This is a genomic window from Solimonas sp. K1W22B-7, assembly GCF_003428335.1.
Taxonomy (GTDB): Bacteria; Pseudomonadota; Gammaproteobacteria; order Nevskiales; family Nevskiaceae; genus Solimonas_A.
In genome coordinates, this window is record NZ_CP031704.1 from 2,652,548 (window position 1) to 2,673,368 (window position 20,821).

A 20,821-nucleotide genomic window follows, 5' to 3' on the forward strand; every position below is an offset into this window, starting at 1 on the left:
AGCGGGCTGCCCATAGCCTGCTTCACACGTTATCGGCAGCGCCGGGATCAAGGGAAAACAATGGGAATCACTTACCTTACGCAGGCCGTGCATCGTGCCCGCACCCTGTACCCGGAACGCCTGGCCACCGTGTCCGGCACCCGGCGCCGCAGCTACGGCGAACTGGCGGAGCGCGTGGCCCGCCTGGCGGCAGGACTGCAGCAGCTGGGCGTCAGGCCCGGTGACAGGGTAGGGGTGCTGTCGCTCAACTCGGACCGCTACCTGGAGCTCTACTACGCCGTCTGGTGGGCGGGCGGCGTGATCAATCCGATCAATACCCGCTGGAGTCCGCGCGAGATCGCCTACTCCCTGGACGATTGCCAGACCCACGTCGTGGTGATCGACGACGCCTTTGCGCCCCTTGCGGACGAGCTGTCGCAGCGCTCCAGGTCCCTGCGCACGATCATCTACTGCGGCGATCGCGAAGCCGATGGCGGCATGTACGACTATGAGCAGCTGATCGCGGAGAACGCCCCCGTTGCCGACGCCGTGCGCGCCAATGACGACCTGGCTGGCATTTTCTACACCGGCGGCACCACCGGATTCCCCAAGGGCGTGATGCTGTCGCATGCCAACCTGTGGAGCAGTGTCATGGCGGCGATGGAGCAGATCGCGCTGCCCGACTCGGTGGGGCTGCATGTGGCGCCGATGTTCCACCTGGCCGACGGCATGTTCCTGATGGCCCTGACCTTGCGCGGCTGCACCCAGGTGATCGTTCCCGGCTTCGAGCCTGCGGCGGTCGCCGAGACCATCTGCCGGGAGAAGGTCAGCGTCCTGCTCATGGTTCCCACCATGATCCAGATGCTGATCGATCACCCGCGCTTCGAAACCGCGGCAATGGCGTCGCTGCGGCGTATCGCCTACGGCGCTTCTCCGATCAGCGAAACCCTGCTGGAGCGCGCCATGGAGCGTCTGCCGGGAGTCGAGTTCCTGCAGGCCTACGGCCTCACCGAGATGTCGCCGGTGATCAGCTTCCTGGGGCCGCTGCATCATGCCCGTGGTGGCGCCAGGCTGCGCTCCGCCGGGTTCCCCGCGGCCAGCGTGGAGGTGCGGATCGTCGACCCGGAGGGCAAGGAACTGCCGCGCGGCAGCGTCGGCGAGATCGCCGCGCGCGGCCCCGGCGTCATGCAGGGCTACTGGGGCAAGGCCGACCAGACCGCGGCAGCGCTGCGCGACGGCTGGCTGCATACCGGCGATGGCGCGTACATGGACCGGGACGGCTACCTCTTCATCGTTGATCGCGTCAAGGACATGATCGTCACCGGCGGCGAGAACGTGTACTCGGCGGAGGTGGAGAATGCCGTCGCCCAGCATCCGTCGGTCGCCGCCTGCGCGGTGATCGGCGTGCCCAGCGCCAACTGGGGAGAATCGGTGCACGCGGTGATCGTCTGCCGCCCGGGGCAGCCCGTTCCCACGACCGAGGAGATCCGCAACCACTGCCGTGCGCTGATTGCCGGCTACAAGTGCCCCAGCAGCATCGAAGTGCGCGACGCCCTGCCGCTGTCGGGCGCCGGAAAAGTACTGAAGACAGTGCTGCGCGAACCCTACTGGCAGGAACAGAAACGCCGCGTCGGCTGAGGCGCGGACGCGTAATTGCCGTAACCGGATCGGTTGCGGCACAAAATATCAAGCCGGCCCGGTCCCCTGGACCCTGCCGGCAGCGAGGAGCGAGCAGATGCAGAAGAAATGGGCGACAGGCGCGATCCTGTTGTTGGCCGCGAGTGCTGTTCAGGCACAGGGCGACCCGGGTACCGCTGCGAGCGGCAGTCCCGAAAGCGATTCCGACCTGGCCCTCGACGAGTTGCTGTCGGCTGCGGAAACCGAAAACAATGCCGCTGCCGCAGCGACACCGGCAGAGTCCGCCCCGCCGCCGGCCGATGCAGCATCCGGCGATGCCGCGACGCCGACGCCCGACGTGCTGCCGACCATCCCCGTCGCACAGCAGCCCGAGCCCCTGCCGGAAACGAAACCTGCCGCTCCGCGCTCTGCGCAGATCGAAGAGATCGTGGTCACCGCCACCAAGCGCGAGCAGTCCATCCGCGAGATCCCCGCGAGCATCTCCGCGCTGACCGGCGCGGACCTGGAGCGCAGTGGCGCCCAGGGCGTGGAAGACATGGCGCGGATGGTGCCCGGCGTGAACTTCAGCGCCGACTCCATCAATGCCTCCAAGGTGACGATCCGCGGCATCTCCACCACCACGCTCGGCAACCCGACCACCGGCGTGCTGTTCGGCGACGTTTCCTTCACCGAGTCCTATCTGCCGCGCGTCACGCTGGACCCCAACCCCTTCGACATGCAGACCGTCGAAGTGCTGAAGGGGCCGCAGGGCACGCTGTTCGGCTCGGCCGCGCTCAACGGTGCGGTGCGCTATGTGCCGCAGCCGGTCAAGTTCGGCGAGTACGAAACCCGCTGGTTTGCGCAGTACAGCATGGTCGAGCAGGGCGGCTCCGAGCCCATGTACGGCGCCGCCGTGAACGTTCCCTTCGGCGAGGACCTGGCCTTCCGCGCCATGGGCTTCAAGCGCGATGCCCCGGGCTGGATCGACAACACGCGTACCGGCGCGGTCGACGTCAACAGCTTGTCGCAGGAGGGCGCGCGCGGCCTGGTCGGTTGGCGTCCGACCGAAAACTGGGATGTGCGCCTGACCTATCTCTGGCAGCAGACCAACGTCAACGACTTTCCTTTTGCGGGTGGCCGCGACGGCGAGCTGACGCGCGAAAGTACCACCAAGCCCAGCCCCATCGACAGCCAGTACGAGCTCGCCGACCTGGTGCTGCGCTACTCCTTCGAGAGCATGGACCTGGTCTCGGACACGGCCTGGGTGGGCAAGTCGGCGCACAAGCTGATGGATACCTCCACCGACCTGACGGGAACCACCTTTCCGTTCGTGCTGCTCGAGGACATCAGCAACTCCGACACCTACAGCCAGGAGCTTCGGCTGGTGTCCACCGACACCGCGTCCGACTGGCGCTGGGTCGGCGGCGTGGTCGGCTCGCGCCAGGATATTTTCTTCGTGCCGCAGTACTCCATCGAACTGCTGCCGGGTCTGAACCTGCAGGGTCTTCTCGAGGGTCTCGGCCTGCCCGCCGACAACTTCCTGGCGCGGGGCGACTCGCTCAACCTCCTGCGCGTGCTCACCAAGGCGAAGGTCGACGAGCTCGCCCTGTTCGGCGACCTGACCCGCCGCGTCGGCGACTCCGTGGAGCTGAGCCTCGGCGGGCGCCTGTATCGCTCGAAGTCCGACGGGTACGTGCTGCAGGACGGCGTGTTCGTGCTGCTCAAGGGCAGGCCGGAAGTGGTGAACGATCGCGTCATCAAGGAGTCCGGCTTCAACCCCAAGGCCTCCGCGCAGTGGCGCGCCACCGACGACGTGATGTTCTACACCGCCGTCTCCAAGGGCTTCCGCAGCGGCGGTCTGCAGCCGGGCTTCACCACCTCGCTGTCGGCCAAGCAGGCACCCGAGGAGTTCACCTCCGATACCCTGTGGAACTACGAGGCGGGCACGCGCACGAGCTGGCTGGAAAACACGCTGCACCTGGATGCCACCGCGTTCTACATCGACTGGACAGACCCGCAAATCCTGCTGGGCGACTCCGTCATCCACCTGCCTTACCTCGATAACGTCGGCCGGGTGAAGAGCACCGGCGTCGAAGCCGCCATGCAGTGGCTGCCGTCCTGGGTGCCCGGCCTGTCGGTCAATGCTTCCGCAGCCTACATCCGCACGCAGACCGCCGAAGCTTTCGAGGGCCAGACCGGCGCCACCATTCCCGAAGGCACGCCCTGGCCCTATGCCCCGCGCTGGCAGACGGCCACCACCCTGTCCTACGCGCGGGAGTTCGGCAACTGGAGGGCGGGTTCCGCGGTCACGCACGCCTGGCTCGGCAAGTCCCACACCGACCTGGAAATGACCCAGTCGATCTTCGGCTTCCAGACCTGGGATGCCCAGCTGAGCCTGGCCAACCCGGCGATCGTCTGGCTGCCGGAGATGAGCGTGACCGTCAGCAACCTCACCGACGAGCGCGGCATCTCCAATGCCACGGTGGGCGGTGTCGTGACCCAGACCGAAAAGACCACCTACATCCAGCCGCGCACGGTACTGTTGCGGCTTGGCGGGAGCTTCTGATGAACGATGCACTGAGCAGCGCTGCGATGCCTTCCTACCCCGACGACGCGCTGCCGCGGCCCGAGGTCTACGAGGGCGGGGCGGGCACGCCCCTGGTGCTGATCCACGGTTTTGGCGGCAACTGGCGCATGTGGAAGCCGGTGCTGCCGCTGCTGGAGAAACATCACCGCGTGATCGTGCCGACGCTGCCGGGCCACTCGGGGGGGCTGCCGCTCAGCCGTCGCGCCACGCCGGCGGTCATCGCCGACGCCCTCGCCGTGCAGTTGCGTTCGCGCGGGCTGGACCAGGTGCACGTGGTGGGCCAGTCCCTGGGCGGCTACATGGCGGTCGAGATGGCGCGGCGCGGCCTGGCCCGCTCGGTGCTGGGCATTTCTCCGGGCGGCGCCTGGAAGGACGACAGTCACCAGCAGGCACTGCTGAAGCGCATCCGCGGAACTTTCAAGCTGATGCCCTACCTGCTGCCCCTGCTGCGGCTGCTGATCGGCTTCAAATTCATGCGCAAGCTCATCCTGCGGGACGAGATGCAGCACGGCGACAAGATGTCGGTGCAGGAAGTGCGCGGGATGCTGCATCACGGCCTGAACTGCAGTATCGCCCACGAGTTCCTCGACGATGGCATCGCGCAGATCGAGCCGCTGCCCAGGGACAACACCACCCCCGTCCGCATCGTCTGGTGCCAGAACGACAGGGTGCTCACCTTCCCGGAATTCGGGCAGCCCTTCCTCGATCGTCTCGGCCTGAAGACCAACGGCTGGCTGCCGGGATGCGGTCACAACCCGATGTATGACGACCCCGCCGGCGTCGCCAAGGCCATCCTCGACTTCACGCGCGCGGTCGAAAGCGGCAGGCCCCAGCTTTCCTGAATCGAACCGACCTCAGCCCTTCGCATCGTCGATGAAGCCGCTGCTCCGCAACGAAAGCCTGGGCCATCTGGGAGAGCATCTCGTCGATGGCCGTCCAGCGGAGCTCCCGACCTACGCTCGCCATCTGCGCAAGCGGATCTGCCATATCGGCGTGGGCGCGTTCCATCGTGCCCATCAGGCCCTGTACCTGCATCGGCTGCTGCAGCAGGGCGACGGAGAGGGTTGGGGGCTCTGTGGAATCGGTCTGCGCGCGGCGGACCGTGCCATGCACGAAGCCCTGCGGGACCAGAATGGCCTCTACTCGCTGTGGGAGCTCGAAGGCAGCTCGCGTCGCGTAACGGTCGTGGGTTCGATCATGGATCATGTCGACGCCAGCGCCGACAGCAGCGCGGCCGTTGCGCTGATGGCAGACCCCGACACGCATATCGTCTCGCTCACCGTGACGGAGGCCGGCTATTGCCTGCGTGGCGGCGCGCTGGACCTGGCGCAGCCGGACATCGTCCACGACCTTGCCCATCCGGCGCAGCCCCGCAGTGCTCCGGGCCTGCTGGTCGCGGCGCTGGCGGCGCGCCGGGCCGGGGGCCTGGGCGCGTTCACGGCCATGTCCTGCGACAACATCATCGAGAACGGCCATCGCCTGTGCGGCGCGGTGCTGGCACTGGCGCGGCAGCTGGATCCGGCGCTCGCGCAATGGATCGAAGCCGAAGCCCGCTTTCCCTGCTCGATGGTAGACCGCATCACGCCTGCAACCGACATGGCCCGGCGTGAGCGGCTATGCGAGGACTGGGGGGTGGACGACCGCATTCCGGTGATCTGCGAACCCTGGCTGCAGTGGATCATGCAGGACCATTTCGTCGCCGGGCGTCCTGCCCTGGAGCGGGTCGGCGTCGTGTTCTCCGACGAGGTGACGCGCTACGAGGACATGAAGGTCGGCCTGCTCAACGGCGGGCATAGCGCGATCTCGCACCTGGGCCTCCTGCTCGGCCATGAAGCCGTGCACCACGCCCTGGCAGACCCGCTGATCCATCACTGGCATGCCGGCTACATGAGAGAGGTCACGGCCACGCTTGCTGCGCTGCCGGGCGTGGACTACGCCGGGTACGAGGATGCACTGGCCCGGCGCTTCAGCAATGCCGCCATCGAGGACCGGCTGCTGCGCCTGGCGATGGACAGCTCGACCAAGTTTCCGCAGGGGCTGTTGCCGCCGGCCCTGCGGCGACTGGAAGCCGGTCTGCCGATCGATCATCTCGCCACGGCGATTGCCTTGTGGATCGTCTATCTCGATGGCCTGTCGCGCGACGAAGCGGCCGGCCTGGCTTATGTCGATCACGACCGGGAGGGACTGATTGCGCAGGCCCGCGCTGCGGTAGCCAGCGGAAACCCTGCGAGCTTCCTCGCGGCCAGGCTGCCCATGCCGGAAGCTGGCGCGGCGCGCTTTGCCGGGGCCGTGCAGCAGCAGTTGGCCTCACTGCGCCGTCTCGGTCCGAAGGCCCACGTCCAGGCCCTGGCCGCGCAGTCCCGATAGGGTAGACGCAACAGCTTCTAGCGGCAGGCCCAACTGGCGTAGTCCGCGGGATCACCCTGGCCGAGGTAGACGGCGCGCGCAGGCAGGGCGCAGAGCGGCTCGCTGCGTGTCACGCGGCCGCTGGTGTCGCGGCGGGTGGCGATGAGCGCCGCCGGCGCCTGGCCCTTCTCGACCCAGTTCTCCAGCGCGCTGAGCGCATCGAAATCGCCGGAATCGTAGCCGGGGAGTTGCGGGCCTTCGCCGTTGCCGCAGTGCCCCATGCCCGGTATCAGGAACATGCGCACGGTGTCCGCCGCGTTCTCGCCGAGGCGGGCCTGGGCCTCCTGCCAGTAGGCGACGTTGTAGGCCGGCGGCACGGCAATGTCGCCGAGGCTCTGGGTGATGAGCAGCTTGCCGCCACGGGCGCGTAGACCGCTGAGATCGCGCGAAGGGGTCATCTCGGCGGCAAACGGCTGCAGCCGCGGCAGATCGCGCGCGGGGTCGAAGTCGCGGGCGTCGTAGTCCGGATCCAGGGCCGGGGTGGAGAGCACATCGCGGATGAGGATGCCGGATCCCAGCTTGATCGACACCAGCACGTCGTCCAGCGAGGCGCCATAGAGGACGCGCGTGAGCATCCGGGTGAGCAGCGGCGGTGGACTCCGCGGCAGCCAGAAAGCTTCGGAGCCCTTCGGAACGCCACCGAGCCCCTCATAGGCGTCCGAAGCCGGCGGGCCCGCATACCACGCGCGCACGACGCGCACTTCATCGGCGCTCAGGCAATCGTCGCGCTCGCCCTGCGGGCATTGCAGCGCGACGGGATCGAAATCGCATTCCATGCCCGTGACCACGCCGTCGCGGTCGCCGCAGGCCTTGGCGACGGCGCGCTGCAGCAGCGGCAGCTTCTCGCGCCGGAAGATGGGCTTGCCGTCGGCGCCGGTGTCGTCGAGCAGCGCATGGGTCCAGACCATCAGGATGGGGAGCACGTCCTGCGCCGGAGACTCGGCGAGGATGCCGTCGAAATCTTCCGGAAAGCGGGTGGCCTGCATCAGGCCCTGGCGTCCGCCATTGGAGCAGCCGTTGAAGTAGGCGCGCTGCACGCCGGCACCGTAGTAGGTCTCGGTGAGCTTGCGGCCGCTGCCGGCGGTGCGATGCACGGCGCGCCAGGCATGGTCGCTGCGCGCCTCGGGATCGTCCCGCGCCCAACTGGAGCCGCCCGAGGTCCAGGACTGGTGGCCGGCGTCGGAAATGATCGTGGCGTAGCCGCGCTCGATACCGAGCTTGTACTGCGGATCGCCGGTGCCAACGACCCCACAGAAAGTGCCGCAGCCGGCCATGTAGTACTTGCCGTTCCAGCGCTCCGTCGGCAGGCGCAGTTCGAAGCGGGCGCGATCCACGACCCCCTTGACGCGGCAGTACTCGGGCTGGCCTTTCTCGGGTTTCGGGATCGAGGCGGACTTGACCTGCACGCCGGGCAACTCCACCCGGCTCAGCGCCTCGCAGCGCGCCGAGGGGCCGAGGGGCGTTGCCGACGGGGCGCAGGCCGCGAGCGCGCAGAGAACGAGCAGGGTACCGGCAAACCGCAGGATCATTCGCGCCCCCTAGTCATTCAGGCGGGCCAGTGTAGGCGGCAGCTACTTCGCCGAACCCTCCCGGATGGGTGGGGCATCATTGGAAATGAGAAGAATGGAAGCAACCTGACTGAGTTGTCAGGTTGCGCTGCGGGCGCTTGATGTTAGATTTGCTCATCTACCCAAAAAATGTGTGACAGGATTGTCTCGGGTCCGATGCGTTGGGGGAAACGTGGAAGGACTTCATCGGGGAATATCTGACTTATGTGCCGCTGCAGCCCGCACGGACCCAGCGCGCCATGCCGCGCGCGAGCGGTGGCCCGTTTCGTTTGAAGTTGGAACAAGTTCGCTCAGACTAATCGGGAGCTTCCCTTGCATTCATTGACTCGCCGCGCGGCTTGGCGCATGACCGGGGTTCCGCGCGCGCTATTGATGGTTGTTCTCATGAGCGGCTGCTCGTACTTGGACCCGTACAAAAACGTGCAGGTCGCGACGGACAACCCGAATGACGTGCGGCGCTTGCTGCCGCCAATGGAATCAGCCTCAGGGCCGGCGCCCAGCTTTGTCGGGACCCTGCCTGCCGCGCTTGAGCAGGCAGACGCTCGACGGCGTGGGTTGCTTCAAAGTGCCCTGTCGATGAGCAATGAGCGCGCGGCATACGATGCCTTGGTGTGGACGCTGACTCCGTACCTGCTATATCGCGCAATTACTTCCGACGGTGGGGCAACCAGGGTGCTTACGGGAGGAGCGGCTGTGCTGGGGGCGGGTTACGGTTTTTTGAACGCTCGCCCCAAGGAGTATGAGCAGATTCATCAGGACGGTGCTGCACGCATAGGCTGCTTGATGCTGAGCTACACACGATATCTCTACACAACCGACGAATATCAAACCGCTTCCGGGACACCATTCGCGAAGCTGGCCGACGATCTGGAACTGGCAATCAATGAGTACAGCAATGCGGCCGATGATGTAGTTCGTTCTGCAAGCAATCTGCCGCGCCCGGAGAGCAAGACCTCCTGTGCTCTCGGGGGAAGTTCGGACTGCCGTGCGCGCCAGGCCGTGCGCGATGGCCGTGCCCCTGATCGCGAGCGGCTGGCATCCACGATATCGGGCCGGTCGGCCCTCCAGATCGCCAATGCCGAGAAAAAACTCACTGCCCTGCGAGGCCTGCTGGAGCAGGTGGATCGAAAAGCTGCGGAAAATCTCAGTCTCGAGTCTCAAAACCTGATGAAGCTCGTGGAGGCGGAGCTTCGAGCCAAGCGCCCGGACCTCAAGCAACCCGGCGATGCAGCTGACGACATCAAGAAATCGATCGTCCGATTTATCGCCGCTGCTCGTGCTGAAAGCTCGGGGCAGGGCCGCGGAGAGCACAGGGAAGACGTCGATGGTCGACTGCTCGTCCTGCCGTCGTCTCTGGACAAAGATGTGAAGCGCAGGATGTACCTTGCCGAGCGGGCTTTGCAGGGGGAACTGGTACGTACTCGCATTGTCTTGGCGGTCCAGGCGGACAAGGATCAGCGTACCGCGGCTTTGTCAGAATCACAGGGTTGCCCGGCGATACGTTCCAGCGGACTTCAGACGACCGGCACTACCGGAGCCAACCCACCCCTGTCTACGACAGGAAATCCTCCGGCCAGCATCGAAAGCGGCCTTCCCGCGCAATGACGGCTCGAACTCGCAGGCAATCCGAGCACTTTTGCCTGTCGTCGCCGACGATGCGCCTCTATGCAGCGCTTTGCACCGTACTTCGGGATCGGCGAAATATTGAGGGCGATGGGCTGGCTTGGTGCGCCGATGGCGCTGTCGATGCCATTTCCCTGCCATTGCCTGGAACGGCAGGCGCCGTTGGCATCGAAATCTGGTTGGGCAGGGGCGCAAGCAAGGGTGATGTGCCCAGGCGCATACGTGGTTCGTTGGGCTGGCTACCATTGCAGGTTGCCGCCGGTTCGCGTCCGCGCGCGCATGTCGCGACCGCCTGCAACGATGAGATCAACGCCGGAACCGGAACCGCCGCTGGGCTCGTACGTGACCGCTTTCATCCGGAAAGGCACTATCTGCTGAGCTGTGGCCACGTCATGGCAGGTGCGGGCGGAGCACGTGTCCGCGCGCCGATCCGCGTGGCGGTAGGCACTGTCAAGGGAACAGCTTACCTGACCGACTGGGAGCCTGCGTTGGGAGCGGGAGTCCTTCGAACCGGCATCGATGCTGCAATCGCTCGTGTCGATGATCAGAGACTGCTGCAGGCATTGCGGCAAGAAAAGCTGCCGAGCGGCATAGCTACAGAATTTCTCGCTGACCAGCCCATTACCGTAATGGCTCCTACCCGGAAGCAGGGCAGGCTAAAGACACGCTGGTCGGGTTATATCGACATTGCAGGAAATGAGCTGACGCGAGACTACTGGCTACAAGATGCTATCGGCTACCGCGCCGAACCGAAGGCGACGGAGCCCGGCGACAGCGGGGCGGCGATCTGGGATGACCGCGAACGCTTGCTGGGTATACACGTCGCCGCGCCGATCGGTGACGAGCGTTGGCGCTCAAACGCAGTGCTGTGTCCTATCGACCGCATCATGGATTGGTTCGATGTCGAGCCGTTGATGCGAGGGCCTATGCCATCAGCGCTTCCGCGCAACGCACCCGCAACAGCACCACCGCCCCGTGTGGCACCAGTGCCTGCAGCCTCAAGCGAGGAAATCGGCATCGTAGCAAAAACGCTCTGGGGTGAGGCACGAGGCGAGCCGGAGACGGGTATGCGTGCCGTTGCCTGCGTGATCGGAAATCGCAAGGCACGGCACTGGCGAGGCAAGCTCGGATTTGCCGACGTCTGTCTGGACCGCTGGCAATTCAGTTGCTGGAACGAGAAGGACCCCAATCGCTTGCGCATGGATGCCATCGAGCGAAACCCGGATGCTGTCTACATTCGGGCACTGACGATCGCCCGCGAATTGATCAGTGGGCAGCTCGCGGATTTTACCTTCGGTGCAACGCACTATTTTGCAACCAGCCTGCGGCGCAGGCCTGACTGGGCGTTGGGAAAGAATCCCTGCTACCAGATTGGCCGGCACATCTTCTTCAACAACGTCAAGTAATCAAGGAGTGCGCGGCGCATGGAGATGAAGCTGATCGAGGTCGCGCTCGCACTGGTGACGATATACCTCATCCTTGCTCTGCTTGCGACACAGCTGAGCGAGTACTGGTCTGGCGCGACCGGCAGCAGGAGCCGGAACCTGCAAGCAATGGTGAGAGAGGCGTTTGGCCGGCAGAGCGGTCTGGTCGAAAAGTTCTTCGAGTACGGTCCCATTTTTTCCCTCTCGAAGGGAAAGTCCAAGCCGAGTGCCATCGCCCCCGATTTGTTCGCGACTTCGTTTCTGGCTGTGTTGAACAAAGGGCAACCACCCCGCCTCGCATGGCGTACTCCGTCTGAATTCGTCGATGCGCTGGACATCGACCTTCGTCTGAATGAAATCCTGCGTTCTCAGCTCGGAGGGGTGGAGACGAGCTGGGACGGTTTTGAAGCACGTATTGCACGCTGGTACTCCGACATCGGCGATCGTGCAGAAGGCTGGTACAAGAAGAGGAATACGCTGTGGATGTTCGGGTGCTCCCTGATGTTGGCGGTAGCCTTCAATGTTGACAGTGCCTACATCTTCAAGGCCCTTTTCCAGGACGATGATGCGCGTGTAGCATTCGCCAATATCGGGCAACTCCTGGCGGAGTCGCAATCCAGTGGCGACAACGCTGTTTCCCCTGGCGTTTCGACGGTGATCGAGGCTGCAGTCTCGGACTATGAACGTGCAAGCAGAGCAGCAGCGGAGTTCGACATCGCACTGGGCGGAGTGCGCACGGCAATCAAGCACGACGCTCGCGTTGCCGGCTTTGGATACGACTTTGAGGACCTGCGGCAGCGCTGCAGCCGCGTTGCGGCGGTGAACGCCAAGGAATGGTACGCCACGAACTCCGATGCCTGGTTGCTGCTGTTGCCATCGATTCAGCAAAAGCTTGACGAAGCCCGTTACGGGACAGCAGCCGATGCCAGCGCGCTGGATCAGTCCGAACGCGTAAAGCGCTTGCGTGAAGTGTTGGCGTGTGCACCTGCAGTGGCGGTGTGGGTCAAGGCCGCACAAGGTGACAGGTTCACCGAGAAAGCACGTTCGGCCTTGAAGGAAGCCGGCGATGCGCTGGAGCGCGCACACAAGATTGTGCTCGATCTGGTCTTCAGGGCATCAGGCCAGCGTCATCTGCTGCAGCGATATGTGCGTGACGCAGGAAACTTCAGGCAGTGCGCGAACGAAGCCGGGAATTCCAGAGCCGATTTCGATCAATGCCTGGAGGGCACGCAAAGCCGACCTCTTGTTCTTGGCTGGCCGGCACGCGTGGATCAGTTCTGTGACGTTACGGTATCCAACCTCAGCGATGGCACGGCGGCGGGACCCGATCCCGGAAACAACGGTTGGCCCGACTGGTGGGGCTGTGCCGACTTTGAAAAGCGCGAAGCGCTAGGCATCCCCGCGATGGATGCAGGCTTCTCGATCATGAAGCTAATTTCCTTTCTGCTGGGAATACTGACTACAGCCGTGCTGGTGTCCCTTGGCGCGCCGTTCTGGTTCGGGTTGCTCAGCAAGATCGCCAACCTGCGTACTGCCGGCAGGGTGCGCGGACTCGGTGAAGGCACGTTGCCAAGTGAGAACCGGCCCCAGGCAACGACGGCGGGGCCGCCGGGCAGCGACCCGGGTGGCGCTGCCGAGGCGCCGGCCCCCTTCAGCGATGCCCGCAACGAATTCGAGCGCGGATTGCGTCCGCAGGACGTGAGTCGATTGCAGAAGGCCCTAGGCCTGTCTCCGAGCGGACAACTGGATCAAGTGACGCGTCAGGCCTTTTCTGCGCGCCTGCAGGAACTCGGAGAGGCGGCTGATCAGGAACTCAGCCCCGTCAACTACGAGATCATTGTCGGACGGCGCGCGCCGGCGGCCATGGGCGTCTCTTCGGCGGCTTCCAACGATGGTCCTTGGCAGCGTAGCCACGAAGGGCAGGCAGTGACGCCTTTGGTCGAGGCGCTGAACCGTATCTTTCCAGCCCCGGCCTGGCCCGCACTGCAGGAATCTGTTTTCAACGATGAGGTTCGCGCACGCGTCGTGCTGTATCGCGTTCGGACGGATAGCGCCGCCGTCTATCCAGAAAAGCAGGCCGTGAGTTTGGCGGCCAAGCCGAACGGCGAACTCAATCGCCTGGATTCCACGCTGCGGGATCTTATCCTGGCTGACAAAACCCACGTCTTCGGACGCCAGGATCCCTCTTGGTTGGATGATGCCATCGGCGAGTTGGGGATTACGGAAGACGGTGCGGAGGCGCAAAGTGATCCGCGGGTCATCCAGTATCTGGAAAGCATTGCAGTCGTCCCCATCGCAGGAGACCAGACGCCTTGGTGCGGCGCCTTCGTCGGGTGGGTCATGAAGCGCGCAAATCGCTTGGATGGGTTGGCAGGTCAACCTGCCGACTTGCTTGCCGCCACGAGTTGGAAAAATTTCGGTACCGATTCGAGTGCGTCGCCCATGCCTGGGGACATCTGTGTCGTCGAAAAGGAGGGGCATCACCACGTAGCCTTCTGGATTGCGCAGGATTCATCACGCGTCTGGCTGCTTGGCGGCAATCAAGGAAAAACCGGAGCGGGAGCTGTCACGCTGGTGGCTTTCCGGTTGCCTGCTCACAAAATCGTCGCGCTGCGTCGCCCGTAGCACGAGGGTGGCGGCGTTGCTGCGGCGGCGCTCGAGGTAACCCGTGCCGGGTGCAGGCTATTCCTTGCTCTGGCGCAGCTTCGATGCGCCCGCAGCGAGCTGGCGGATGGCGTCCCAGTCGCGCGCGGCGGTCCGGTCCGCGGGCGCGAGCCAGGAGCCGCCGACGCAGCCTACGTTCGGCAACGCCAGGTACTCGACCGCGCGCGCCGGATCGATGCCGCCGGTGGGGCAGAACTGGACCTCGGGGAAGGGGCCGCGGAACGATTTGAGCATGGCGCAGCCACCCGCGGCCTCGGCGGGAAAGAACTTGAGCGTGTCGTAGCCGGCGCTGCGCGCGGCGAGGATGTCGGAGGGCGTCATCACGCCCGGCAGGAAAGGCCAGCCTTCGAGGCGGCCTGCGGCCAGCAGCTCCGCAGTGGCACCGGGCGAGACACCGAAGCGTGCGCCCGCCTCTCGCGCCGACGCCACGTCGGCGGGCGTCAGCAGCGTGCCGGCTCCCACCACCGCATCCGGGACTTCGGCGGCGATGGCGCGGATGGCGGCCAGCGCTGCCGGCGTGCGCAGGGTTACTTCCAGGGCATACAGGCCGCCGTCCACCAGGGCGCGCGCCAGGGGCACGGCCAGGGCGGCGTCTTCGATGACCAGCACCGGCATCACCGGCCCCAGCTGCAGGAGTTCGCGAGCCTTCATGACACCGCCTCCGTCACCGCGACCGTGTCCGGCGCCGGCCAGCCGAAACTCATGGCGCCTTGCTCGGCGCCGCTGGCCAGGCTGCGGAAGCCTGCGAACAGCGGGCGGCCGAGGCTGCTGCCGGAAGTGGGTCCGCGCGGCGCGGCGGGCACGCGTGCGGCCCACGCGACGGCATCGACCAGGGCCTCCAGGTGGCCGTGCTGGCCGTCGACGCGGATCAGGTCGCCGTCACGCACGCGGGCCAGCGGGCCGCCGTCGAGACATTCGGGAGTGACGTGGATCGCGGCCGGGATCTTGCCGGAGGCGCCGGACATGCGGCCGTCGGTGACCAGTGCCACGTGCAGGCCGCGGTCCTGCAGGATGCCCAGCGTCGGCGTCAGCTTGTGCAGCTCCGGCATGCCGTTGGCGCGCGGCCCCTGGAAGCGGATCACCGCGACGAAGTCCTGCGTCAGCTCGCCGCGCTTGAATGCAGCCAGCAGTTCTTCCTGGTCGTCGAACACGCGGGCCGGCGCGGTGACCGACTGGTGCTCGGGCTTCACCGCCGAGGTCTTGATCACCGCGCGGCCGAGGTTGCCGGTGAGCAGCTTGAGGCCGCCGTCGGCGGAAAAGGGGGCCGCGCAGCCGCGCAGCACGTCGGTGTCGCGGCTGGCAGCCGGCGCGTCGCGCCACCGCAGCTCGCCATCCTGCAGGAAGGGCTCGCGGGTGTAGTGCGCCAGGCCCTGGCCCATCACGGTCCGCACGTCGGCATGCAGCAGTCCGGCCTGCAGCAGTTCGCGGATCAGCAGGCCCATGCCACCGGCGGCGTGAAAGTGATTCACGTCGGCGCCGCCGTTGGGATAGACGCGCGCCAGCAGCGGCACCACGGCGGACAGTTCGTCGAAATCGCTCCAGTCGATCAGCACGCCGGCGGCGCGCGCGATGGCGACCAGGTGCAGCGTGTGATTGGTGGAGCCGCCGGTGGCGAGCAGCCCGACGATGCCGTTGACGATGGCGCGGTCGTCGATGACGTCGGCCAGCGCGATGGGCTCGCTGCCCAGCGAAGTGATGGCCGCGCAGCGCTCTGCGGCGGCGGCGGTGAGGGCGTCGCGCAACGGCGTGTTGGGATTGACGAAAGCGCTGCCCGGCAGATGCAGCCCCATGATCTCCATCAGCATCTGGTTGCTGTTGGCGGTGCCGTAGAAGGTGCAGGTGCCAGGGCCGTGGTAGGACTTCATCTCGGCCGCCAGCAATTCTTCGCGGCTGGCCTTGCCTTCGGAGTAGAGCTGGCGCACGCGCGCCTTCTCGCTGTTGGACAGGCCGCTGGTCATCGGCCCGCCGGGCACGAAGATCGTCGGCAGGTGGCCGAACTGCAGGGCGCCGATCAGCAGTCCGGGCACGATCTTGTCGCAGACGCCCAGCGCGAGCACGCCGTCGAAGACGTTGTGCGACAGCGCCACGGCAGTGGCCATGGCGATGACATCGCGCGAGAACAGCGACAGTTCCATGCCGTCCTGTCCCTGGGTCACGCCGTCGCACATCGCCGGTACGCCGCCGGCAAACTGTGCCACCGCCCCGGCCTTGCGCGCGGCGCTCTTGAGCAGCGCGGGATAGTGCTGCAGCGGCTGGTGCGCCGAGAGCATGTCGTTGTAGCTGGAGACGATGCCGAGGTTGGGAAAGCGCATCGCGCGCAGTGCCGGCTTGTCGTCTTCCGCGGCCGCGAAGGCATGGGCGAGGTTGGTACAGGACACCCGCGCGCGCTGGATACCGGCGGCGCGCCATTCGGCAACCTGGCCGAGGTAGCTGGCGCGGGCCGCGGCGCTGCGCCGGCAGATCCGATCGGTAACGGCGGCGAGCCCGGGATGCAGGGCGGCGGACACGGGAGTGGTGGCCATGGGGCTTCCAGCGATGTAGTTAAGCTACATGCTAGACCCCTGGGCACCGTCCTACAAGCCTGGACCGATCGGTGGCAGCAACGTCCAGGCATCCCGCATCATGCATGACATTATTTCGTCATATTATTGAATAATGAGAGATTTATTGCATTGCGCCATGGATCGTTCCGGCGCATTCGCTGGCCGGGACGGGGTGGGGCAATCGACGACAAGTTGATGTACTATTACTACATAACTGGCGGCGGTGCGGGAAGCGAAAAGCCATGACTCCTCAAGATTCGTTCGATCTGGTCATCTTCGGCGGCAGCGGTGACCTGTCGATGCGCAAGCTGTTGCCTGCGCTGTACCACCGCCACCGCGACACCCGCGACACCTCCGGCTGGCGCATCCTGGCGATCGGCCGGCAGGCACTGACTCGCGAGCAGTTCCTGGCGGTGGCGCAGGAGCGCGGGCGCCGTCATATCGCCGCCGCGGATTTCTCCGACAGCGCCTGGGCCGCGTTTGCCGAGCGGCTCGACTACATCAGCATGGACTGCGCCGCCGCAGCCGACTACACGCACCTGGTGAAACGCCTGGGCAGCACCGGCGAACGCGTGCGGGTGTTCTACATGGCCACCACGCCCACGCTGTTCTCGACCATCTGCGGCAACCTCGGCAAAGCCGGCCTGGTGACGCCGCAGAGCCGCGTGGTGCTGGAGAAGCCGCTGGGCCGCGATCTGGCTTCAGCGGCGCGCATCAACGGCGAAGTGGGCGCGGTGTTCGCCGAGCACCAGATCTTTCGCATCGACCACTACCTGGGCAAGGAGGCAGTGCAGAACCTGATCGCCCTGCGTTTCGGCAACGTGCTGTTCGAGTCGCTGTGGAACCGCAACTGCATCCGCGACGTGCAGATCACCATCGCCGAAACCGTCGGCGTGGAAGACCGTGGCGAGTTCTACGACGGCATCGGCGCGCTGCGCGACATGATGCAGAACCACCTGCTGCAGCTGCTGTGCATCGTGGCGATGGAGCCGCCCACCAGCATCGATGCCGACGCCATGCGCGACGAAAAGCTCAAGGTGCTGCGGGCGCTGCGGCCGATGTCGGCCAAGGATGTGGCGGCGCAGACGGTGCGCGGCCAGTACCGCGCCGGTGCGGTGGGCGGCGCGGCCGTGCCGGGCTACCTGGAAGAAGAAGGCATTCCCGCAGGCAGCGAGACCGAAACTTTCGTCGCGATCAAGGCACAGGTCGACAACTGGCGCTGGGCTGGCGTGCCGTTCTACCTGCGCACCGGCAAGCGCATGCAGGAACGGCTGGCGCAGATCGTGGTCACCTTCCGCGACGTGCCGCATGCGCTGCTGCCGGTATCCACCTCCGGCTCGCCCTGCAACCGGCTGGTGATCACCCTGCAGCCCGACGAGGGTCTGAAGCTGAACATCATGGCCAAGGTGCCCGGCGAGGCGATGGCCTTGCGGCCGGTGAGCCTGGACCTGTCCTTCACGCGCACCTACCGCGGCCGCCAGTGGGAGGCCTACGAGCGCCTGCTGATGGACGCAGTGCACGGCAAGCTGACGCTCTTCGTGCGGCGCGACGAGGTCGATGCCGCATGGCGCTGGGTGGAACCGATCCTCGGTGCCTGGGCGACGCAGGGGGCCCCGCTGAAGCAGTATCCCGCCGGCAGCTGGGGACCAGTCAGCTCCAACGCACTCATCGTGCGCGAGGGGCATACCTGGCACGAGGAATCCTGATGACCGCGGTGCCGGACGCCCTGGCCTTGCCGCCCGCCGTGCGGCAGCACGGTTTCGCCAATTCGCAGGACCTCGCCGCAGGCCTTGCGGCACACCTGGCGGGCATCCTGGACGATGCCCTCGAGCGGCGTGGCAAGGCCTCCCTGCTCGTGTCGGGAGGACGTTCGCCAACGGCCTGCTTCGAAGCACTCAGGGAGTACGACATCGACTGGGCGGGCGTGGTGATCGGGCTGGTCGATGAGCGCTGGGCGCCCCAGGGCTCGAGCGACCGCAACGATGCCTTGGTACGCCAGCATTTGCTGCGGGGCAGGGCCGCCGTGGCGCAACTGGTTCCGCTGGTGGAGGCAGGACTCGACATGGAAACGGAGCTGGCAGCAGCGCGCCGCAGGATGCCCTTGCTGCCGAGACCGTTCGATGCCGTCGTCCTCGGCATGGGGACCGATGGCCACACCGCTTCATGGTTCCCGTGTGCGCCGGAATGCCCGGAGGCGATGGCCCCTGACACCGCGGCGGAAGTGATCCTGGTCCACCCGAAGACGGCGCCGTACCCGCGCTTCACGACGACGCTCCCCGTGGTGTTCGATACGCGCCAGTTGCTGCTCCAGATCGAGGGTGCGCAGAAGCGGGAAGTCCTCGTGCGGGCGGCGCAGCCTGGCTCCTCCCTGCCGGTTGCTGCGGTGCTGCGGCAGACCCGGGCACCGCTTCATGTTTTCGTCGGCGCCTGAGGGGCAGGGCAGGAGACCCTATGCAGATCAGCTACTCCGTCATTGAGGGATCCGGCGCCAAGAGCAGCCTGCTCAAGCGCATTGCGGATTCGCTGCCCGGGCTGCGGCCTTCGGAAGGCCGGGTTGCGCAACTGGTGCTGGACGACCCGGCCCGCATGCTGCACCTGTCGATCGCCGAGGCGTCCCAGCTGGCGGGTGTCAGCCAGCCTACGGTCGCACGGTTCTCGGCAGCACTGGGCTTCAGCGGGTTCCGTGAGTTCAAGCTGCGCCTCGCCCAGAGCATGGCGGCGGGCGTTCCCTATGTGCACCACGATGTGCGGCCGCAGGACACGACGTCACAGATCGTCTCGAAGGTGTTCGATCGCGCCATAGGCTCCCTGGTGGACGTCCGCAACCAGCTGGACCCGGCCATGGTGAGCCGTGTCATCGAGACGCTGGCGCATGCCCGGCGCATCGAATGCTTCGGCTTGGGCAACTCGGCCATCATCGCGCAGGACGCCCACCTCAAGCTGCTGCGCTTCGGCATTCCCTGCGGCGCGTACGCCGACTCACATTCCATGGCCATTGCAGCGGCCGTCCTGGAGCCCGACGACGTCGTGCTGGTTTTCTCGGCCAGCGGGCGTTCCATCGACGCCATCGAATGTGCGCGGGCGGCTCGTGCCAGGGGCGCGAAGATCGTGGCGATCACGGCCAGCGGCACCCCCCTGGCCGAGGCCGCCACGATGACCCTGGCCGCGGACGTCCCCGAGGACCCGGACACCTACGCGCCGATGACCTCGCGCCTGGCGCAGCTGGCCATCGTGGACACCCTCTGCGTGGGAATCGCCCTGGCCCTGGGGGCTGAAGGCATCGAAAGACTGGAGCGGGTCAAGCAGGCCGTGCGCAAACGGCGCCTCTAGGAACTGCTCCAGGAACTGCAGCCTGCTCAGTGCGACAGCAGGCGATCCACCTCGGCACGCGCCGGCGCGTAGGCCCCCGGATGCATGCAGACGACTGCAGCGGTAGCGGCGGCAAAGCGCAGGTGATGCGACAGCGGCTGGCCGGGATCGCCCAGCAGGCTGCCGATGAAACCACCGATGCAGGCATCGCCGGCACCCACCGTGTCCGCCACGGTAACGCTGAAAGCGGGCTGCTCGACGATGCCGTCCGTCGCGTGCAGCAGGATGCCGCTGGCGCCGCGCGTGTAGAGAATCAGCGCTGCGGGCGCGAAGCCGCGCACCCGCGCCAGCGCAGCTTCCGGCGCCTCGCCGGGGTAGATCTGCACCAGGTCCTCATCGGACAGCTTGATGATGCTCGCCAGCCGCGCCATGCGCTCGAACAGCACCGGGAAGTCAGGGCCCATCAGGTTGCGGTAGTTGGGGTCGTAGCTGATCTTCACGCCGCGCGCATGCAGTTCGCCGGCGATACGCAGCAAACGCTCGCCCAGCGGCTGGCGGACCATGCTGATGCAACCGAAGTGCGCGATCTCACAGGCGTCCCGCCAGCCCTCCGGCAGCTGCTGCTCATCGAAAGCCAGGTCCGCCGCGTCGTTGCCCAGGAAGAAATAGAGCGGTGGATTCGGCTGGTAGACCATCGCGATCAACGGCGGCCGCTGCACCTGCTGCAGGAAGCGCATGTCCAGCCGGGCCGCGCGCGACTTGTCGACGATCTCGTGGCCGAAGAAATCACTGCTCACCGAGCCGGCCCAGCCGGTCGCCACGCCCAGGGTTCCCGTCACTCGCGCCACGTTCCAGCAGGCGCCACCAGCGGCGCTGTGCCAGCTGTGCTCGCCGGTGCGCACGAAGTCGGTCAGTGCCTCACCAAAAACCACGACTCGCGGCAGGGATGCGTCAGCGATCGACATGCGGCGTTCCAATCAGGGAAGGCCGCGGATGTTAAGCCGGGACCCTGAGGCTGTCCCCACCCTGGAACTCCCGATGATACTTAACATAATATACATTATTGGTGTTTTAGGTGTGCAAGGTCGGCGGCTGTATCGG

14 protein-coding genes are annotated in these 20,821 nt (G+C 66.1%); 10 read left to right on the forward strand and 4 right to left on the reverse strand.

Annotated features, from left to right (window positions below; all coding sequences use genetic code 11):
* Positions 1 to 60: 60 nt before the first annotated feature.
* From D0B54_RS12110 to D0B54_RS12125, 4 genes are all read left to right on the forward strand, one after another.
* Positions 61 to 1,617, forward strand: coding sequence for a long-chain-fatty-acid--CoA ligase (locus tag D0B54_RS12110; RefSeq protein WP_117291580.1), 1,557 nt, complete (start codon positions 61 to 63; stop codon positions 1,615 to 1,617).
* 97 nt (positions 1,618 to 1,714) lie between these two features.
* Positions 1,715 to 4,162: a TonB-dependent receptor gene (locus D0B54_RS12115; RefSeq protein ID WP_117291581.1), complete on the forward strand. Its 2,448-nt coding sequence runs from the start codon at positions 1,715 to 1,717 to the stop codon at positions 4,160 to 4,162.
* Complete coding sequence (locus tag D0B54_RS12120; RefSeq protein WP_117291582.1) at positions 4,162 to 5,025, forward strand: alpha/beta fold hydrolase; 864 nt, start codon at positions 4,162 to 4,164, stop codon at positions 5,023 to 5,025. The genes D0B54_RS12115 and D0B54_RS12120 overlap by 1 nt, the downstream gene beginning before the upstream one ends.
* A 31-nt stretch (positions 5,026 to 5,056) precedes the next feature.
* Complete coding sequence (locus D0B54_RS12125; protein WP_162932374.1) at positions 5,057 to 6,550, forward strand: mannitol dehydrogenase family protein; 1,494 nt, start codon at positions 5,057 to 5,059, stop codon at positions 6,548 to 6,550.
* A gap of 17 nt (positions 6,551 to 6,567) precedes the next feature.
* Here the strand turns inward: D0B54_RS12125 and D0B54_RS12130 are convergent, their stop codons facing one another.
* Entirely contained in the window at positions 6,568 to 8,118 is a 1,551-nt protein-coding gene (locus tag D0B54_RS12130) for a tannase/feruloyl esterase family alpha/beta hydrolase (RefSeq protein WP_117291584.1), read from the reverse strand.
* A 384-nt stretch (positions 8,119 to 8,502) separates the two neighbouring features.
* Here D0B54_RS12130 and D0B54_RS12135 point away from each other — a divergent pair, with 384 nt between their 5' ends.
* The 3 genes from D0B54_RS12135 to D0B54_RS12145 are packed head-to-tail and all read left to right on the forward strand — an operon-like array spanning position 8,503 to position 13,829.
* On the forward strand, positions 8,503 to 9,762 hold the full coding sequence (locus tag D0B54_RS12135) for a hypothetical protein (protein WP_117291585.1): 1,260 nt from the start codon (positions 8,503 to 8,505) through the stop codon (positions 9,760 to 9,762).
* A 50-nt stretch (positions 9,763 to 9,812) separates the two neighbouring features.
* Positions 9,813 to 11,186, forward strand: a complete 1,374-nt coding sequence (locus tag D0B54_RS24610; RefSeq protein WP_205527341.1) for a cell wall hydrolase — start codon at positions 9,813 to 9,815, stop codon at positions 11,184 to 11,186.
* Between the two features lie 18 nt (positions 11,187 to 11,204).
* Positions 11,205 to 13,829 carry a hypothetical protein gene (locus tag D0B54_RS12145; protein ID WP_117291586.1) on the forward strand — a complete coding sequence of 875 codons (2,625 nt, stop codon included), beginning with the start codon at positions 11,205 to 11,207 and terminating at the stop codon, positions 13,827 to 13,829.
* Positions 13,830 to 13,886: 57 nt separating this feature from the next.
* Here D0B54_RS12145 and eda read toward each other — a convergent pair whose 3' ends face one another.
* Positions 13,887 to 14,519: a bifunctional 4-hydroxy-2-oxoglutarate aldolase/2-dehydro-3-deoxy-phosphogluconate aldolase gene (eda, locus tag D0B54_RS12150; RefSeq protein WP_117291587.1), complete on the reverse strand. Its 633-nt coding sequence runs from the start codon at positions 14,517 to 14,519 to the stop codon at positions 13,887 to 13,889.
* Positions 14,516 to 16,390, reverse strand: coding sequence for a phosphogluconate dehydratase (gene edd, locus D0B54_RS12155; RefSeq protein ID WP_117291588.1), 1,875 nt, complete (start codon positions 16,388 to 16,390; stop codon positions 14,516 to 14,518). The genes eda and edd overlap by 4 nt, the downstream gene beginning before the upstream one ends.
* Before the next feature lie 263 nt (positions 16,391 to 16,653).
* Between edd and zwf the strand changes: the two genes are divergently transcribed.
* The 3 genes from zwf to D0B54_RS12170 are packed head-to-tail and all read left to right on the forward strand — an operon-like array spanning position 16,654 to position 19,741.
* Positions 16,654 to 18,117, forward strand: coding sequence for a glucose-6-phosphate dehydrogenase (gene zwf, locus D0B54_RS12160; RefSeq protein WP_117291589.1), 1,464 nt, complete (start codon positions 16,654 to 16,656; stop codon positions 18,115 to 18,117).
* Complete coding sequence (gene pgl, locus D0B54_RS12165) at positions 18,117 to 18,842, forward strand: 6-phosphogluconolactonase (protein ID WP_117291590.1); 726 nt, start codon at positions 18,117 to 18,119, stop codon at positions 18,840 to 18,842. The genes zwf and pgl overlap by 1 nt, the downstream gene beginning before the upstream one ends.
* Before the next feature lie 20 nt (positions 18,843 to 18,862).
* Positions 18,863 to 19,741 carry a MurR/RpiR family transcriptional regulator gene (locus tag D0B54_RS12170; RefSeq protein WP_117291591.1) on the forward strand — a complete coding sequence of 293 codons (879 nt, stop codon included), beginning with the start codon at positions 18,863 to 18,865 and terminating at the stop codon, positions 19,739 to 19,741.
* A 26-nt stretch (positions 19,742 to 19,767) separates the two neighbouring features.
* On the opposite strand, the gene D0B54_RS12175 is transcribed toward D0B54_RS12170, so the two are convergent.
* The gene (locus D0B54_RS12175; RefSeq protein ID WP_117291592.1) at positions 19,768 to 20,685 is read right to left on the reverse strand and encodes a carbohydrate kinase family protein; all 918 of its coding nucleotides are present in this window, start codon (positions 20,683 to 20,685) and stop codon (positions 19,768 to 19,770) included.
* Positions 20,686 to 20,821 lie beyond the last annotated feature (136 nt).

Coding starts and splice junctions, on each gene's coding strand:
- D0B54_RS12110 (WP_117291580.1), top strand. CDS start 61: ATGGGAATCACTTACCTTACGCAGGCCGTGCATCGTGCCCGCACCCTG.
- D0B54_RS12130 (WP_117291584.1), bottom strand. CDS start 8,118: ATGATCCTGCGGTTTGCCGGTACCCTGCTCGTTCTCTGCGCGCTCGCG.
- D0B54_RS12115 (WP_117291581.1), top strand. CDS start 1,715: ATGCAGAAGAAATGGGCGACAGGCGCGATCCTGTTGTTGGCCGCGAGT.
- D0B54_RS12170 (WP_117291591.1), top strand. CDS start 18,863: ATGCAGATCAGCTACTCCGTCATTGAGGGATCCGGCGCCAAGAGCAGC.
- D0B54_RS24610 (WP_205527341.1), top strand. CDS start 9,813: ATGCGCCTCTATGCAGCGCTTTGCACCGTACTTCGGGATCGGCGAAAT.
- D0B54_RS12145 (WP_117291586.1), top strand. CDS start 11,205: ATGGAGATGAAGCTGATCGAGGTCGCGCTCGCACTGGTGACGATATAC.
- D0B54_RS12120 (WP_117291582.1), top strand. CDS start 4,162: ATGAACGATGCACTGAGCAGCGCTGCGATGCCTTCCTACCCCGACGAC.
- eda (WP_117291587.1), bottom strand. CDS start 14,519: ATGAAGGCTCGCGAACTCCTGCAGCTGGGGCCGGTGATGCCGGTGCTG.
- D0B54_RS12175 (WP_117291592.1), bottom strand. CDS start 20,685: ATGTCGATCGCTGACGCATCCCTGCCGCGAGTCGTGGTTTTTGGTGAG.
- zwf (WP_117291589.1), top strand. CDS start 16,654: ATGACTCCTCAAGATTCGTTCGATCTGGTCATCTTCGGCGGCAGCGGT.
- D0B54_RS12125 (WP_162932374.1), top strand. CDS start 5,057: ATGAAGCCGCTGCTCCGCAACGAAAGCCTGGGCCATCTGGGAGAGCAT.
- edd (WP_117291588.1), bottom strand. CDS start 16,390: ATGGCCACCACTCCCGTGTCCGCCGCCCTGCATCCCGGGCTCGCCGCC.
- D0B54_RS12135 (WP_117291585.1), top strand. CDS start 8,503: ATGACCGGGGTTCCGCGCGCGCTATTGATGGTTGTTCTCATGAGCGGC.
- pgl (WP_117291590.1), top strand. CDS start 18,117: ATGACCGCGGTGCCGGACGCCCTGGCCTTGCCGCCCGCCGTGCGGCAG.